14 protein-coding genes are annotated in these 17,260 nt (G+C 44.8%); all 14 read right to left on the bottom strand.

The annotated features are described in order from the left end of the window. Positions 1 to 73: 73 nt before the first annotated feature. A complete protein-coding gene (carB, locus tag DW938_RS00195) occupies positions 74 to 4,129 on the bottom strand; it encodes a carbamoyl-phosphate synthase large subunit (protein WP_118123533.1) in 4,056 nt (1,351 codons plus the stop codon). Positions 4,130 to 4,450: 321 nt separating this feature from the next. After that, the gene (locus DW938_RS00190; RefSeq protein ID WP_041337647.1) at positions 4,451 to 5,533 is read right to left on the bottom strand and encodes a carbamoyl phosphate synthase small subunit; all 1,083 of its coding nucleotides are present in this window, start codon (positions 5,531 to 5,533) and stop codon (positions 4,451 to 4,453) included. 145 nt (positions 5,534 to 5,678) lie between these two features. After that, positions 5,679 to 6,176 carry a DUF2798 domain-containing protein gene (locus tag DW938_RS00185; protein ID WP_118123532.1) on the bottom strand — a complete coding sequence of 166 codons (498 nt, stop codon included), beginning with the start codon at positions 6,174 to 6,176 and terminating at the stop codon, positions 5,679 to 5,681. Positions 6,177 to 6,437: 261 nt separating this feature from the next. Beyond that, positions 6,438 to 7,181 (bottom strand): pyruvate formate-lyase-activating protein, encoded by a 744-nt coding sequence (pflA, locus tag DW938_RS00180; RefSeq protein WP_117878014.1) that lies wholly within the window; start codon positions 7,179 to 7,181, stop codon positions 6,438 to 6,440. Between the two features lie 256 nt (positions 7,182 to 7,437). After that, the gene (grcA3, locus tag DW938_RS00175; RefSeq protein ID WP_022287416.1) at positions 7,438 to 7,689 is read right to left on the bottom strand and encodes an autonomous glycyl radical cofactor GrcA3; all 252 of its coding nucleotides are present in this window, start codon (positions 7,687 to 7,689) and stop codon (positions 7,438 to 7,440) included. 75 nt (positions 7,690 to 7,764) lie between these two features. Then, a complete protein-coding gene (locus tag DW938_RS00170) occupies positions 7,765 to 7,992 on the bottom strand; it encodes a hypothetical protein (protein WP_117896696.1) in 228 nt (75 codons plus the stop codon). Further along, positions 7,982 to 10,060, bottom strand: a complete 2,079-nt coding sequence (gene pflB / locus DW938_RS00165; protein ID WP_117863209.1) for a formate C-acetyltransferase — start codon at positions 10,058 to 10,060, stop codon at positions 7,982 to 7,984. Before pflB ends, DW938_RS00170 begins: the two co-directional genes overlap by 11 nt. A gap of 483 nt (positions 10,061 to 10,543) precedes the next feature. Next, entirely contained in the window at positions 10,544 to 11,962 is a 1,419-nt protein-coding gene (pyk, locus tag DW938_RS00160; protein ID WP_118123531.1) for a pyruvate kinase, read from the bottom strand. A gap of 198 nt (positions 11,963 to 12,160) precedes the next feature. Next, positions 12,161 to 12,802, bottom strand: a complete 642-nt coding sequence (thiE, locus tag DW938_RS00155) for a thiamine phosphate synthase (RefSeq protein WP_117856612.1) — start codon at positions 12,800 to 12,802, stop codon at positions 12,161 to 12,163. 22 nt (positions 12,803 to 12,824) lie between these two features. Beyond that, on the bottom strand, positions 12,825 to 13,295 hold the full coding sequence (locus tag DW938_RS00150; RefSeq protein ID WP_118123530.1) for a GNAT family N-acetyltransferase: 471 nt from the start codon (positions 13,293 to 13,295) through the stop codon (positions 12,825 to 12,827). Positions 13,296 to 13,434: 139 nt separating this feature from the next. Continuing rightward, positions 13,435 to 14,253, bottom strand: coding sequence for a hydroxyethylthiazole kinase (gene thiM / locus DW938_RS00145; protein WP_118123529.1), 819 nt, complete (start codon positions 14,251 to 14,253; stop codon positions 13,435 to 13,437). Beyond that, positions 14,253 to 14,774: an energy coupling factor transporter S component ThiW gene (gene thiW, locus DW938_RS00140; RefSeq protein WP_118123528.1), complete on the bottom strand. Its 522-nt coding sequence runs from the start codon at positions 14,772 to 14,774 to the stop codon at positions 14,253 to 14,255. The genes thiM and thiW overlap by 1 nt, the downstream gene beginning before the upstream one ends. A 321-nt stretch (positions 14,775 to 15,095) precedes the next feature. After that, complete coding sequence (gene thiC, locus DW938_RS00135) at positions 15,096 to 16,409, bottom strand: phosphomethylpyrimidine synthase ThiC (protein ID WP_118123527.1); 1,314 nt, start codon at positions 16,407 to 16,409, stop codon at positions 15,096 to 15,098. Continuing rightward, positions 16,406 to 17,209, bottom strand: coding sequence for a bifunctional hydroxymethylpyrimidine kinase/phosphomethylpyrimidine kinase (gene thiD / locus DW938_RS00130; protein WP_117878006.1), 804 nt, complete (start codon positions 17,207 to 17,209; stop codon positions 16,406 to 16,408). The genes thiC and thiD overlap by 4 nt, the downstream gene beginning before the upstream one ends. Positions 17,210 to 17,260: the final 51 nt, after the last annotated feature.

Below are 17,260 nucleotides of genomic sequence, written 5' to 3'. Positions count from 1 at the left end.
CGCACACAGCCGCAAAGCACATTCAAAACGCTCTGCGGCTGCCGCTTTTTTAACGCAGTGTCCGCTGCGAAATTTACATTACGATGTGACCTGAGAATACTGTTACAGCGTCGCCTGTAAGATATACAGCCTCGTCTGTGTATCTTATCTTAAGAGTGCCTCCCTTAAGTATAACAGATATTTCCTCGTCCTTTTTGCAGAATCCGTTAAGAACAGCCGCAACTGCTGCCGCACAAGCACCGGTGCCGCAAGCCCAAGTCTCGCCGGAGCCTCTCTCCCATACTCTCATCTTGAGTGTGTGGTCATCGATCACCTTGATGAACTCAGCGTTCACTCTCTCAGGGAATATCTTGTCATGCTCGAACTCAGGACCTACCTTGTCAATGTCAAGGCTGTCAACATTGTTCATGAATACAACGGCGTGTGGGTTGCCCATTGAAACGCAGGTGATGTTGTAGTCATTTCCTGCAATGTTCACCTTTCTGTCAACTACCCTGCCGTTCTCGTCAGGCTCAAGTTCAACAGGAACAAGGTGAGGAGCAAGAATAGCCTTGCCCATGTTTACAGTAGCACCGCTTACCTCACCGTAGTGACGGATAAGTGAAACTGTCATGATACCCGAAAGTGTTTCGATAGTCATTTCGTCCTTGTCAACAATACCGTTATCTCTCATGAACTTAGCAACGCATCTGATACCGTTTCCGCACATCTTGCCCTCAGAACCGTCAAGATTGAACATTCTCATCTTAGCGTCTGCGACCTTTGAACGGCAGATAAGGATAACGCCGTCGCCGCCGATACCGAAGTGTCTGTCAGACAGATTAAGTGCCAGACCCTCAGGATTGTCTATTCTCTGGTCAAAGCAGTTGAAGTAGATGTAGTCATTGCCGCAGCCCTGCATCTTTGTGAACTCAAATGTCTGCTTTTCAGTTCTCATGTTGTTGATATCAACTATCTCAGTAGTTGACTCAGTGTATTTACTTCTGATAGATGCCGCAATAGCGTTTGCAGTGTCGATAGAAGTCAGACAAGGAATGTTCCACTCAACTGTCTTTCTTCTTATCTTAACAGAATCTCTTGTAGGTATTCTGCCCTTTGAAGAAGTGGAGATAACATAAGCTATCTTACCGCTCTCGATAAGTGTAAGAGTGTTGTTGTCCTCGTTCTCGTGTATCTTAGCCACTACCTCAGCGTCAATGCCGTGCTCGTGAAGCACCTTAGCAGTGCCGTTTGTAGCGTATATCTTAAATCCAAGGTCAGCGAACATCTTAGCCGTCTGTGGTATCTCGCCCTTGTCAGAATCTCTGACAGTGATGAATACTCCGCCTTTCTTGCCAAGCTTGTAGCCAGCAGCAGTAAGGCCCTTATACAGTGACTCTTCAAGAGAATTAGAAACTGCAAGCACCTCACCTGTTGACTTCATCTCAGGTCCAAGGTGGTTGTCAACGCCGATAAGCTTCTCGAATGAGAATACAGGAACTTTAACGGCAACATATGGTGAATTTCTGTAAAGGCCAGTGCCGTAGCCCATATCCTTGAGCTTCTCGCCAAGCATACACTTAGTAGCAAGGTCTACCATAGGAACGCCCGTTACCTTAGAGATATAAGGGATAGTTCTTGAAGAACGTGGGTTTACCTCGATAACATATATCTCGTCATGGTATGCAATATACTGAATGTTTACAAGACCCTTTGTGTTAAGTGCGATAGCAAGCTTCTTTGAGCACTCGATAATTCTGTTTATCAGGCTGTCAGAAACGTTCCATGCAGGATAAACCGCAATAGAGTCGCCTGAGTGGATACCTGTTCTCTCGATATGCTCCATGATACCAGGGATAAGAATATCCTCGCCGTCACAGATAGCGTCTATCTCAAGCTCAGTACCCATAAGATACTTGTCTATAAGTACAGGGTTCTCGATTCCCTGGTCGAGAATGATAGCCATGTATTCCTTGATATCGTCATCGTTGAATGCGATTATCATGTTCTGTCCGCCGAGAACGTAAGAAGGTCTCATAAGAACAGGATAGTGTATCTTGTTTGCAACTTCAAGAGCCTCGTCACAAGTCATAACAGTGAAGCCCTGCGGTCTTTTTATCTTAAGCTGTTCAAGCAGCTCGTCAAATCTCTCTCTGTCCTCAGCAGCGTCGATAGCGTCAGGAGGAGTACCAAGAATGTTTACACCATGCTCAGCCATATGCTTTGTAAGCTTGATAGCAGTCTGTCCGCCGAATGCCACAACAACTCCAACAGGCTTCTCAACTCTGATAATGTTCATAACGTCCTCGTCAGTAAGAGGCTCGAAATAAAGTCTGTCAGCAGTGTCAAAGTCAGTTGAAACTGTTTCAGGGTTGTTGTTTACGATAACAACGTCATAGCCCTTTTCTTTCAAAGCCCATACGCAGTGAACTGACGCATAGTCGAACTCGATACCCTGACCTATTCTGATAGGACCTGAACCGAATACTATAACAGTCTTTCTGTCATGACCCCTGTTTGCAATGAACTCGCTTGCCTCGTCCTCATTGTCATATGTTGAGTAGAAGTAAGGTGTCATAGCCGCAAACTCAGCCGCACAGGTATCTACCATTTTAAATACAGCATGAACAGGCTTTTCTATCTTCTTGCCTGTTATCTTCTCGATGACCTTATCAGTATAGCCTATCTTCTTAGCTTCAAGATAAGTGTCCTCGTTGAAGTTATTCTTGAGTGTCTTTTCCATGTCAATAAGCTTGCAAAGCTTATTGAGGAACCACTCGTCTATCTTAGTGATGCTGTGTATCTCATCAACAGAAACTCCACGTCTGAGAGCCTCGTATACAACGAAAAGTCTTTCGTCTGTGCAGTCAGAAAGTCTGTCATGGATAGTCTTGTCATCAAGGTCAAGCATCTTAGGTGAGATAAGGCAGTCATGACCTATCTCAGCACCTCTTACAGCCTTCATTATAGCCTGCTCAAAAGTTGAGCCAATTGCCATAACTTCACCTGTAGCCTTCATCTGTGTACCAAGCTCACGCTTAGCATAAACGAACTTGTCGAAAGGCCACTTAGGGAGCTTAACAACAACATAGTCAAGGGCAGGCTCAAAGCAAGCATAAGTCTTGCCTGTTACAGCATTCTTTATCTCGTCAAGAGTATATCCGATAGCTATCTGAGCTGCGACCTTAGCGATAGGATAACCTGTCGCCTTAGAAGCAAGTGCGGAAGAACGTGAAACTCTAGGGTTTACCTCGATAACAGCATACTCGAAGCTATCAGGGTTAAGAGCGAACTGACAGTTACAGCCACCCTCTACTTTAAGAGTATCGATTATCTTCAAAGCCGCAGAACGGAGCATCTGATATTCCTTATCAGCCAGCGTAACAGCAGGAGCGATAACGATAGAGTCGCCTGTGTGGACACCAACAGGGTCAAAGTTCTCCATTGAGCAAACAGTGATAACGTTGCCCTTAGCGTCTCTCATTACCTCGAACTCTATCTCTTTCCAGCCTGCGATACATTTCTCAACAAGCACCTGAGTGATAGGTGAAAGATAAAGACCATTTCTTGTGATCTCTTTCAGTTCTTCTTCATCATTAACTATACCGCCGCCTGTACCGCCAAGTGTAAAGGCTGGTCTGATAATAAGAGGATAACCGATACCGGGCTGATTAGCGAAGTCTACAGCGTCCTCAACAGTATTAACGACCTTTGAAGGGATACATGGCTGACCGATAGACTCCATAGTGTCCTTGAACATCTGTCTGTCCTCAGCCTTGTCGATAGTTTCAGGGTTAGCACCAAGAAGCTTAACATTATACTTGTCAAGGAATCCCTCCTTAGCAAGCTGCATAGAAAGCGTAAGACCCGTCTGACCGCCAAGGGTAGAAAGCAGGCTGTCAGGGCGTTCTTTTTTGATAACTCTCTTAACAGTTTCAAGAGTAAGCGGCTCAATGTATATCTTGTCAGCCATAGCATTGTCCGTCATGATAGTAGCAGGGTTAGAGTTTATAAGAATAACCTCCAGACCCTCCTGCTTGAGCGCACGGCAAGCCTGTGTACCTGCATAGTCAAACTCAGCAGCCTGACCTATAACGATAGGACCCGAGCCGATAACGAGAACTCGCTTTATATCTTTATTTAAAGGCACTTAAATTCAATCCTTTCTGAAAAGTTTAGGGAAACGCTGAAAGTGAGGAGTGAGGAGTGAGGAGTTATCCCTTCTCACACTCTCGAAAACCGCACCCAGCAACCCTCTGTGTTAAAGCTTAACGACCTCAGTAAAACATAATGTAGGGGCGAACAGCGTTCGCCCGTTCACTATCACGACCGCCCCATATAAAAGCCGCTCGAATAATGAACACTACAATAGTCATATCAAACACATTCCGTCAGCCACGGGCGAACACTGTTCGCCCCTACTGTTGCAGAAACTGAGATCAATAATTTCTATACTTCAAAAAATCAGAGCTTATTTCTTGTTAGTGTCAATGAGCTCAATAAACTCATCAAACAAGAAGTCAGTATCATGCGGACCACCACAAGCCTCCGGGTGGAACTGTACAGAAAATGCAGGCTCGTTGAGATATCTGATACCCTCACAAGTGCCGTCATTGGCATTTACATAAAGCACCTTTGCTTCACCCTCAGGGAGCGAATCGTTCTCTACTGCATATCCATGGTTCTGTGATGTTATGTAAACTCTGCCTGTTTCAGTGTTCTCAGCAGGCTGGTTTGCACCTCTGTGACCATACTTCAGCTTGTGTGTCATCGCACCATGTGCAAGCGCCAAAAGCTGATGGCCCAAACAAATTCCGAATGTAGGTATCTTCATCTCAGAAAGCTTTTTAAGCTCCTCGATTATCTCCACATTCTCCGCAGGATCTCCAGGGCCGTTTGAAAGCATTATGCCGTCAGGTGCAAGCTCCTTTATCCTCTCTGCCTTTGTGTATGCAGGAACAACAGTTACCTCGCAGCCTCTCTTAACAAGCTCTCTTCCAATGTTGTGCTTTGCACCGAAATCGTAAAGCACTACCTTTCTCTTGACCTCGCCCTCAGGCTCGAATGTTTTCTCCTCCGAGCAGGTCGTGTTCTTTACAGCCTCAACTATCGTGTAGTTCTTCAGATCTGTCAGTCCGAAACTTGATCCCTCAGGAACGATCTTTCCGTTCATAACACCCGACTCACGAACTATTTTTGTGAGCTGACGAGTGTCGATACCGTAAAGACCTACGATGTTATGCTGCTTTAAAAAAGTGTCAAGATCACCCTCACAACGGAAGTTGCTAGGCTCTTGACACCAATCTCTAACAATATAAGCTTTAACATGAGGACATTCACTTTCAAAATCCTCAGGAATAACGCCATAGTTACCAATTAACGGAAATGTCTGAACAACTATCTGTCCGTAGTAACTAGGGTCAGTAAGTGTTTCGAGATAGCCTGTCATAGCCGTAGTAAAAACAATTTCGCCAATAGCTTCGCCAGCTGCGCCGAAACTTTTACCCTCGAAAATAGTACCGTTCTCCAAAATCAGATACGCCTTCTGCACTATAAGCTCCTCCTTTTTCACGCAAATTTTTACGATTACTATTATAACACAACCGCCTGCCTTTGTAAAGGCTTTTAACACTTTTTTTAGTTTTTATTTTTCAGTGTAAAATAAAAAACGAGCAGACTGAAGTCCACTCGTAAAAACCTTATTCCGCAGCCGCAGAAACAGCCCCGCTTTTCTGTTCACGTTCTCTGAAAATAAGTCCGAAAACAAACCTCACCATAGGACCTGCAAAGAAAAGCTGCCAGCAAAGAGCCATAGGAAAGTTCATAGCCGTTGTTTCTAACCATACCGCAATAACTTCCTTGCCTGCGTCCTTAAAAAGCAGCGTAGCCGCAAGGCTCATGAGTGGGCACATAAAAATAACAGAGATAGCAGATATGGCAAGCACAAGATGAAAAGGATTATCCTTTCTCACATCAACAATGCTGAAAGCCTTTTTCTTTGCTATCTTTCCCACAGCAAAAAAGTCAAGAACAAAAGCTATCGGAGCCATTATCACAAGCTCATGAAAAGCCTTGAGAAATACGGCATTTGACATTCCGCCCATGTTGAGTGCAATGTTGTAGCATATCATGGCGTACACCATCACAAACACCATCAGCACCGTAAAAACTATCTCCTGAAACAAATTCTTTGGCATAAAAAAATCCTCCTTATGATATCAAACCTACAGCCCTTTCGCAGACGCTGTGTTGTTCGTTATCATTCAGAGAATGTGCGTTTCCAATATAAACCTGTCTTAACAATATTCTATTGCTGTATTCCTTACTCGTTCATTTTACCATATTTTAAGCCTGCCGTCAATTATCCAAATATGCAGAATATTTTCAAAAACTTGTCGAGAAAAATATATACTTTTACACAAAAAAACGAGCAGACCGAAGCCCACTCGTCTAAAATACTATTTTCTCTTTTTCAACGCCGCTTTAAGCCCTCTCATGATAACATCTCTCGCCTTAACAGCGTCCTCCTTGTCAAGAGGCGGCGTGTCACCAAGAGGATAATCTATACCGAGCTGCTCATACTTTACCTTGCCCATGGTGTGATAAGGCAAAACGTCAAGCGCTTTCAAAGTCTTGAGCTGTGAGATAAACTCACCCAGCCTGAAAAGATATTCTTCCTTGTCCGTGATACCCGGCACAACAACATGACGTATCCATATAGGCACACCATGCTCCGACAAAAACTTCGCAAACGCAAGAATGTTGTCATTGTAGTGTCCCGTAAGCTTTTTGTGCTCCTCACGGTCAATGTGCTTGATGTCCAGCATAACAAGGTCAGTGCATTTGCAAAGTCTTTCAAACTTTTCCGTGCTGTCAGGCGTAAAAGTGATGCCCGAGCTGTCAAGACAAGTGTGTATCCCCTTTTCCTTAGCCTTTTCAAAAAGTTCCGTCACAAAGTCTATCTGTACTAAAGGCTCACCGCCCGTGCAGGTAATTCCGCCGTTTTTCATGAACTCTTTTACCGAGTCATATTCCGCCAGCAGACTTTCAACCGTCCTCTTTGTACCCGTGCCTATCTTCCAAGTATCAGGATTGTGGCAGTAAAGACACCGCATAGGACAGCCCTGAAAGAAAATAACAAACCTTATCCCCGGTCCATCCACCGTACCAAAGCTTTCCGTAGAATGTATAAATCCCTCCATGGGATATCCCTCCTTTTTTATTTCGCATGAACGCACGCCCGTTCAGCCTGCACAAACCATTCTGTGGGGGACGGCGCCCTCGACGTCCCGTTTCTGCTCGCTCACAAATTTATATCACCGCACACCTATCCGCAAAAAGCAACAAACGAGCGGCAGCTCTCATCCACATAAAACAAGATGTTCCATGTAAGACGACGCCGACCGCCCGTGTGCATATTATCCGCAAAGAAACTCATTCTATGCGACAAAGCTCAAATTAAAGGCTCTTGTGGAACGTTCTTGAAATAACGTCGTCCTGCTGCTCCTTAGTAAGTTTTACGAAGTTTACAGCGTAGCCTGAAACTCTGATAGTGAGCTGTGGATACTTCTCAGGGTGAGCCTGAGCGTCCAGAAGAGTTTCTCTGTTAAGTACATTTACATTAAGGTGATGACCGCCTTTTTCAGCATATCCGTCAAGAAGTCCGATAAGGTTGTCTACCTGTGCCTCTGTTGGTTCAAAGTTTGCCATAGTATTACATTCCTTTCTTAGTATTTATGGAAAACAAGCGGAGAACGAATCTCCACCGTTTTCTAAAATAGGGAGTTAATCTTCATCTCTGTCAACAGCGTCCTCTTCTGTAGGCTGACAGCAAGCCGTCTTGCCGTCACCGCCACAATCGGAAGTGCTGTAAGTTTTAACGTTCAGACCTTCTTCAGTTTCGTCAACGTCTATCGTAAGATGACCTTGACCGCCCATCATAAGTCTGTCAATGACGTCAACAAGCTCGTTTACCTGAGCCTCGTCCTCGTCCTTTTTAACATTAAACCCCATCTTCGTTAAGCTCCTTAGCTATGCTTTCGATATCAAGGTCGCCCATGAATACCTTGTCGTCCTTGCCAAGAGCGTCAGGAATGATAGAGAATGTGTTTGAGATACCGTCCTGAGCGTGTCTGAATGGCAGCTTAGCAACTGAAGAAAGTGAAGCAGATGCGCCGTGAGTATCTCTGCCGTGCATTGGGTTAGCACCAGGAGCAAGAGGCACACCGATCTTTCTTCCGTCAGGTGTAGAACCGGTCTTCTTACCATAAACAACATTAGATGTGATAGTAAGGATAGACATTGTAGGAACACCATCTCTGTATGTGTGGTGCTTTCTGATCTTGTCCATGAATGTTCTAACGAGGTCAACTGCGATCTTGTCAACTCTCTCGTCGTTGTTACCATACTTAGGGAAATCGCCCTCAACTTCGTAATCTGTAACGATTCCGTCCTCATCTCTGATGCACTTTACCTTAGCGTATTTGATAGCAGAAAGTGAGTCAGCAACAACTGACAGACCTGCGATACCTGTAGCGAAGTATCTCTTAACATCTCTGTCATGAAGAGCCATCTGAACTCTCTCATAAGAATACTTATCGTGCATATAGTGGATAACGTTCAGTGTATTTACATACAGACCAGCCAGCCACTCCATCATATCGTCATACTTAGCCATTACATCATCATAATCGAGGTAATCGCCTGTAACCGGACGATACTTAGGACCTACCTGTATCTTAAGTCTTTCGTCAACACCGCCGTTGATAGCATAAAGCAAGCACTTAGCAAGGTTAGCTCTTGCACCGAAGAACTGCATTTCCTTACCGATCCTCATTGAAGATACACAGCAAGCGATAGCGTAGTCGTCGCCGTGTGTAACTCTCATAAGGTCGTCGTTCTCGTACTGGATAGCAGAAGTCTTGATAGAAGTCTTAGCGCAGAACTTCTTGAAGTTTGAAGGAAGCTTTGTGCTCCACAGAACTGTCATGTTTGGCTCTGGTGCAGGACCAAGGTTCTCAAGTGTGTGGAGATATCTGAATGAAGTCTTTGTTACCATTGGAACGCCGTCGATAGAAACGCCGCCGATAGACTCTGTTACCCAAGTTGGGTCGCCTGAGAACAGTGAGTTGTACTCAGGTGTTCTAGCGAACTTAACAAGTCTGAGCTTCATGATGAAGTGGTCAACAAGCTCCTGAGCCTCCTGCTCTGTGAGGATACCTCTGTCCATATCTCTCTTGATGTAGATATCGATAAATGTAGAAGTTCTGCCAAGTGACATTGCAGCACCGTTCTGCTCCTTAACGGCAGCAAGGTAGCCGAAGTACAGCCACTGGATAGCTTCCTTGGCGTTCTTAGCAGGACGTGAGATATCGTAGCCATAGATCTCGCCAAGCTTCTTGAGTTCGCCAAGGGCTCTGATCTGCTCAGAAAGCTCTTCTCTGAGTCTGATGTTCTTAGAAGTCATTCTTACCAGTGAAGTAGCAAGCTGATCCTTCTTGTCCTCAACAAGATAGTCTATACCGTAAAGAGCAACTCTTCTGTAGTCGCCTATGATCCTTCCTCTGCCGTAAGCGTCTGGAAGACCTGTGATGATAGCAGCGTGTCTGGCAAGCTTCATCTCAGGTGTGTAAGCGTCAAAAACACCCTGATTGTGAGTTTTTCTATATTCAGTAAAGATCTTTACAACTTCAGGATCAACTGTGTAGCCGTTCTGCTCGCAAGCATTCATAGCCATTCTGATACCGCCGAAAGGCTGAAGAGAACGCTTGAAAGGCTTGTCAGTCTGGAAACCAACGATCTTTTCAAGATCCTTGTTAAGGTAACCAGGGCCGTGTGAGGTGATAGTAGAAACGATCTTAGTGTCCATATCGAGAACACCGCCGGCTTCTCTCTCCTTCTTTGAAAGCTCCATTACCTGTTCCCAGAGCTTAGTAGTTGCTTCTGTAGGGCCTGTAAGGAAGCTGTCGTCACCGTCATATGGTGTGAAGTTCTTCTGGATAAAATCACGAAGATTGATAGAAGTGTTTGACCATCTGCCGGGCTTAAAGCCTTCCCATTCGTCATAAAACTGTCTTTCCATTTTATACTCTCCTGACATAAGATTTCGGGCAGCACATATTACCTCAATATTCAGTATTGCATACCTATTAATAATACTACCGCTCGTATGTTAAAATAATAACATACTTCAAAATCAAAGTCAAGTCACATTCAGAAATATTACTCTTACGCCATACTTCTTTCATATGTTAGAATCGGTTACCCAATTCACGGAAAATTATTTGAATAAAAAAAGTGATCGCCTCCAAAAAAGTCCAAACATTTTTTACAACAAAAGCGGTGCAGAGCATTCCGCTCTGACACCGCTTTGTAATTGATTTTTTTGCAATTATTCTATTGCTTTTCTGCACCGCTTAGTAGGCTTGCACCTATAGAGGCTCTGCCTCAAGCTCCGACAGGGCTTTGCCCTGTACCTTTTACTCGCTTCGCTCGTGTGTGCTTTTACTTTGTGTTGGTGATTTGCTCGGTATGGCGCTGCCATTCCTCACTCCTCACTTAAAAACTACGCTCTCTCGACTTTGAGCAGATTTGTCGTTCCGCTCATTCCAAGCGGTACTCCTGCTGTAATAACAACAAGGTCGCCCTTCTTCAGATAGCCAAGCTCCACAGAACGCTCCAGAGCGTGTCTGATGAGTTCGTCAGTGTTTGTTTTCTCTTCGATAACGCCTGCTCTGATACCCCATGAAAGGCTGAGCTGATGATATGTTGTATCGTCAGTTGTAAGTGCGATTATAGGACAGTTCGGACGGAATTTTGAAAGCGTTCTTGCTGTTGTTCCGCCCTTTGTTACTGTCAGGATCGCTACAGCATTAAGGTCATGGGCAGTTGTAACAGTAGCGTGTGAGATAGCGTCAGTGATAGATGAATTTCTCTCGTCTGCTCTTTTCTTGAAACGTGAGATATAGTCGATATCCTTTTCGGTCGTTTCTGCAATAAGGCTCATGGTCTTGACAGCCTCAACAGGATATTTACCTGCGGCAGTTTCCCCTGAAAGCATTATAGCAGACGAGCCGTCATAAATAGCGTTTGCAACGTCGGTTATCTCGGCTCTTGTAGGACGTGCGTTTGTTATCATAGACTCCAGCATCTGAGTTGCTGTGATAACGTTCTTGCCTGCGTTGTAGGCTTTTCTGATAAGCTCTTTCTGGATAGCAGGTATCTGCTCGAAAGGTATCTCAACGCCCATATCTCCTCTTGCTACCATTATTCCGTCAGCAGCGTCAAGGATCTCGTCAATATTAGCAACACCCTGAGCGTTTTCTATCTTAGCGATGATTCTAGGATTGAACCAGCCAAGGCTCTGGGTAAATTTTCTAAGATAAATAACGTCAGCGCCTGTTCTTACGAATGAAGCAGCGATATAGTCAAATCCCATTTTTGCGCCAAATTCAAGGTCAGCCATATCAGCGTCAGAAATGTAAGGCATAGAAAGGTTCACATCAGGAACGTTGATACCCTTGTGGTCGGAAACAACTCCGCCGTGGATAACTTCGCAGACGATGTCAGTGCTGTCAACTCTGGTAGCTTTCAGCTCGATATTTCCGTCATTGATAAGTATTCTAGTGCCTACAGAAACGTCCTTTGGAAGCTGTGGGAATGTGACAGAGCAGATAGTTTCGTCGCCCTCCACTTCTCTTGTGGTAAGTGTGAATGTATCGCCGTCCTTGATAGTAACAGGCTTGTGATCCTTAAAGTTTTTAAGTCTTACCTCAGGTCCTTTTGTATCAAGAAGAGTTGCAATATTAACGCCAAGTTCTTCCCTTAGCTTGCATACAGTTTCAAAACGAGCCTTATGAACACTGTGGTCAGAGTGTGAGAAATTGAATCTCGCAACGTCCATGCCGTTTTTCATAAGCTCACGCATAATGTTTTCGTCATCTGTGGAAGGTCCGATAGTGCATACGATCTTAGTTTTTTTCATTTTTACTCTCCTAACATACATTACTATTTCAACGCATTAGCGTTTTAATCCAAAAAACAAAGCTTTTTCATTTATTATAACCGATTTTAACTTAATCGTCAATAGCGCAATGTATAATTTGTGTAAAATCGAAAGACAAAATCATACATTTTTTTAAAACAAAAAACGGACGGTCTAAATAACCGCCCGTTCAACATCTTATCTTCCGAAGCAATCCTCGCAAAGCTCACGAAGATCCTTTGCCGCCTTTTCAATATCAGGCTGAGATACCACCGCAGAAACTACCGCAGCGCCGTCAATACCCATACCCTTAAAGTTCGGCACAGTTTTTTGATTAACTCCGCCTATTATCACGATAGGGATATCCACAGCGGCTCTTATTTCTACAAGTTGTTCCTTTGTGACAGCTCTTGCGTCTGTCTTTGTGTTGGTGGCATACATTGCACCAACGCCAAGGTAATCTGCACCGTCTGCCTGTGCTTTTTTAGCTTCTTCAAGAGTTGCCGCAGAAATACCTATTATCTTGTCCTCACCGAGGATTTTTCTTGCAACTGCACATGGCATATCGCTCTGTCCCAGATGAACGCCCGCACAGTCAACAGCCTGTGCAATATCAAGTCTGTCGTTGATGATAAGCGGCACATTGTATTTGTCCGTTATCTTTTTTACTCTGACTGCAAGCTCATAGAACTCTCTTGAAGTGCAGTCCTTTTCTCTTAGCTGGATAACTGTACAGCCGCCTTTTACGCCCTCCTCTACCGACTGCTCGATAGTTTCGCAGGACATAAGTCCACGGTCAGTGCAGAGATAAAGCGTGTAGTCAATTTTCGATTTGTCCATTTTTTTACCCTCTTATCTTTTATCATAAAATAACTTCCATACCTGTCTTGTATGGCTTCAACCCTGCTTTTTCGTAAAATTTTCTTGCCGATGGATTACACTCCCACACGTTGAGAGTAACATTATAACAGCCCTGCTCCTTAGCGAATTTCTTCACCGCCTCGTAAAGCACCGAGCCGATATGCAGACCTCTGCAATTTTCATCAACGCACAGATCGTCGATATACAAAGTCTTTATATCCGTGAGAACATTGTCGCCCTTATGCTCCTGAAACACACAAAAAGCGTAGCCCTTCATCACATCATTTTCATCAACTGCGGCAAATATAGGCTTAGTTTTATCCTTGAGCATATCTTTAAGCTCGTTATCAGTATACTTTTTCGCACCCTCTTTAAAAAGGTCAGGTCTGCCCTGCTGATGAACTCTCTCTACCTGATAGAGCAAGCTGTTCATTTGCGGTATATCCTTTTCACAAGCAAATCTTACGGTCATTTTTCATTCTCCTTTGTATGAAAAGTATAATATGCAGTGCAAACGGACGAACACTGTTCGCCCCCGCAAGCAACATAACCACATAAAATTTAGTGGCATCACATTGATATGATACCACTAGATCTGAAATATTGCAATACTAAACTTCTTCTATCTTAGCCTTAGCCGCAAACACCTGACTATTCATTTTGCTGATTGCGTCAATGATAGAAATATGGAAACTTCCTGAGCCTATCTCTCCAGCATTTTCATATGCGAATTCGCCTGCTACGCCCATGCTTGCAATGCCTGTTACAGCGGCGGTATACATATCGTCGCAAGCACCTGCGAATGAGCCTACAAGTCCTGTTGTCATACAGCCTGTGCCTGTTACCTTTGAAAGATATGGGTGACCGTTAGAGATCCTTGCTACTCTTTTTCCGTCTGTTATTGTATCCACCGCACCTGTGATAGCTGCAACGCAGTTATACTTTGCGGCTGTTTTTTTCGCAACGGAAACAGGGTCGTTTTTCTCGTCAGCTTCCGAGGTGTCAACACCCTTTGTGGAAACTTCTAGTCCTGCAAGATATGACATTTCAGAAAGATTTCCTCTGAGTATGCTTACCTTCACATTTTCAAGTATACGCTTTGCAGTTTCATTTCTGAAATTTGATGCGCCAGCTCCAACCGGGTCAAAAACCACAGGAACGCCAAGCTCGTTGGCTTTCTTTCCAGCAGCTACCATTGACTCGACCGTTCTTGCATTGAGAGTACCCATGTTTATAACGAGAGCCTTTGAGATAGAAGTTATATCTGCGGCTTCTGCGATATCGTCTGCCATGATAGGTGAAGCGCCAATGGCGAGAATGCAGTTTGCAACGTCATTTACAGTAACATAATTTGTGATACAGTGCACCAAAGGGCATATATCTCTTACCTTGTCTGCTGCTTTCGCACAGCTTTCAATTATAGTGCCCATTATGCTCTTGCCTCCTTTGAGAAGCCAAGGAAATTATCAAATACTTTTGCCTTTTTAAGAGCTGTAACGATAACGATAGCAAGAACTGTACCGCCTGCACAGCTTACAAAGAAAGGCAGGATATAAACTGTTATTGCTGCGGCTGGTGCGCCAACGAGAAATCTTGCAACAGGGTATGCAAGAAGTCCACCGAGGACTGATGTGCCGAAAAGTTCGCCGACATAAGCGGCAGGGAGCTTCTTTATGTACTTATAGAGCATACCTGCAACGAATGCGCCAACCATTGAGCCCGGGAACGCAAGGAGAGAGCCAAGTTCCAGAAGATTTCTGAGAAGTGCGGCTGTGAAGCCAACGCCCACTGCCCATGCAGGTCCAAGGAAAACTGCACCGATTATGTTTACAAGGTGCTGAACAGGTGCGCACTTTGAAGCGCCGATAGGGAACGAGATGAGCGAGCCTACCACTGCAAGGGCTACCAATACTGCTGCGAATACCAATTTGTGAATGTTTGTCTTTTTCATTTTTATTCCTCCATATCGTATCGCACCGCCGAACGAAAAAGAGCAAGTTATCCAGCGGCGCACAGACCGTGGCTATGCTATCCGCTCACGATCTGACGTAAATTATTTTCGGTCGGTGCTCCATTGCACCCTCTCACCCCGAAACACGGGTTCCCTCGCTGAATACTTTTTATGAAAAAGTTCGCAAGACGCTCCTCTTGCACATTACATTCTTTTTATATCTGCTCTCATGTAATTGTCCGATTTTTCGTACAATTGTCGAGCTGACATTCAATTTTTATATCATGCGGGCGAACGCTGTTCGCCCCTGCATCCAGTTTTCTACTTCTCTGAGCAGAATTTCACCTCTTTGCCCTCGAGTATCATGTTTGTTGTTCTAACGGCACACATCTTGCCGCACATTGAGCAGGTGTGTCTGTCAGCAGGTGGGGTCTGCTCAAAGAATCTTCTTGCCTTTTCACCGTCAAGTGCTATCTCGAACATTTCGTCCCAATCCATTTTGTGACGTGCCGCTGCCATTTTATCGTCCATATCTCTTGCACCCTTTACGCCCTTTGCGATATCTGCGGCATGGGCTGCTATCTTGCTGGCGATAATGCCCTCCTTAACGTCGTCAACGTCAGGAAGTCTGAGATGCTCGGCAGGGGTAACATAGCAGAGGAAGTCTGCACCGCTTGCTGCGGCTATTGCTCCGCCGATGGCTGATGTGATATGGTCATAACCCGGTGCGATATCTGTTACCAGAGGTCCAAGTACATAGAAAGGCGCGCCGTGGCATATCTTCTTTTCCATTATCATATTTGCGGCGATCTCGTTCATTGCCATATGACCCGGACCCTCTACCATTACCTGAACGTCCTTTTCCCACGCTCTCTTTGTGAGGTTGCCAAGCTCGATAAGCTCGGAGATCTGAGCGGCGTCGGAAGCGTCTGCAAGACATCCCGGACGGAGTGCGTCGCCAAGTGAGATAGTAACGTCATACTCTCTGAGTATTTCAAGCACCTCGTCATAATACTCAAAAAATGGGTTTTCATTGCCTGTCATCATCATCCATGCGAAGAGCAGTGAACCGCCACGGGAAACGATATTCATTTTTCTTCCCTCACGTCTGAAAGCTTCGATTGCACGTCTGTTGATACCTGCGTGGATAGTCATAAAGTCAACGCCCTCTTCTGCATGGGCTTTTACTACCTTAAGAAAGTCCTGAGCGGATATCTCAAGGAGGTCTTTATCGAGGTAGCCGATAGCGTCATACATAGGAACAGTGCCTATCATGGCAGGCGACTTTGCTACTAGCTCTTTTCTGAAAGTATTGGTCTTGCCGTAGTTTGACAGATCCATGATAGCTTCAGCGCCGAACTTGATAGCCATATCCACTTTCTGCATCTCAATGTCATAATTCTTAGCGTCCCCTGAGATACCGAGATTTACGTTTATCTTAGTTTTAAGACCTTTACCGATACCCTCGGCAGAGAGAGCAGTATGGTTCACGTTGGCAGGGATCGCCACCTGACCTGCTGCAACAAGAGCCATAAGCTCGTTTACGTCCATATTTTCTTTCTTAGCCACTGTTTCCATTTCAGGGGTAACGATACCCTTTTTAGCGGCTTCCATTTGAGTTTTATAATTTCTCATAGAACAGTTCCTTTCAAATCGTAATAGTCATAAAAGTGATTAACGGGGCTATGTCCTTTGCCCACTGTGAATGATTTTTCTATTGCCGCGGTGATATAGTTTTTCGCCTTTGTTACAGCGGAGAGCATATCCATACCGTGGGCAAGGTTTGCAGTTATGGCAGATGACAGAGTACAGCCTGTGCCATGGGTATTAGGCGAATCAACACGCTTGCAGGCAAGCTTATGAACGCCCTCTGGGGTACAGAGATAATCCACAGCGTCGCCGGTGAGATGACCGCCTTTGACGAGGACGTTTTTTACGCCCATATCCATTATTATCCTTGCGGCTTTTTCCATATGGTTTTCATTCTTTATCTCCAAGCCTGAGATAGCTTCGGCTTCGGGGATATTCGGTGTAAGGAGCGTAACTATAGGAAAGAGCTTTTCCCTCATGGCGGAAACAGTTCCGCCCTCAGAGAGAGCGTCGCCGCTTGTAGCGACCATGACGGGATCGCAGACGATAATACTTGGTCTATACTCATTAAGCTTATCTGCAACCGCTGAAATAATTTCGGCAGTTGGGAGCATACCGAGTTTTACGGCATCGACGTGGATATCCTCAAACACAGCGTCTATCTGTTTTTGTATCTCCTCAACGGGTACGTTGAAAACAGACAGCACACGGGTAGTATTTTCAGCGACGACAGAGGTAATAACGCTCATGCCGAAAGTTTCATTAGCGCTGAAAGCTTTAAGGTCGGCTTGTATACCTGCGCCACCGGAGCAATCCGAGCCTGCCACTGACAAACATTTTAACATACTTTATTCCTTTCTTATGGAAAAGGGGAAACAAAAAAACCTCCTGACCAT

Source organism: Ruminococcus sp. AM43-6, assembly GCF_003461785.1.
Taxonomy (GTDB): domain Bacteria; phylum Bacillota; class Clostridia; order Oscillospirales; family Ruminococcaceae; genus Hominimerdicola; species Hominimerdicola aceti.
This window is presented reverse-complemented; position numbering and strand designations above follow the sequence as displayed.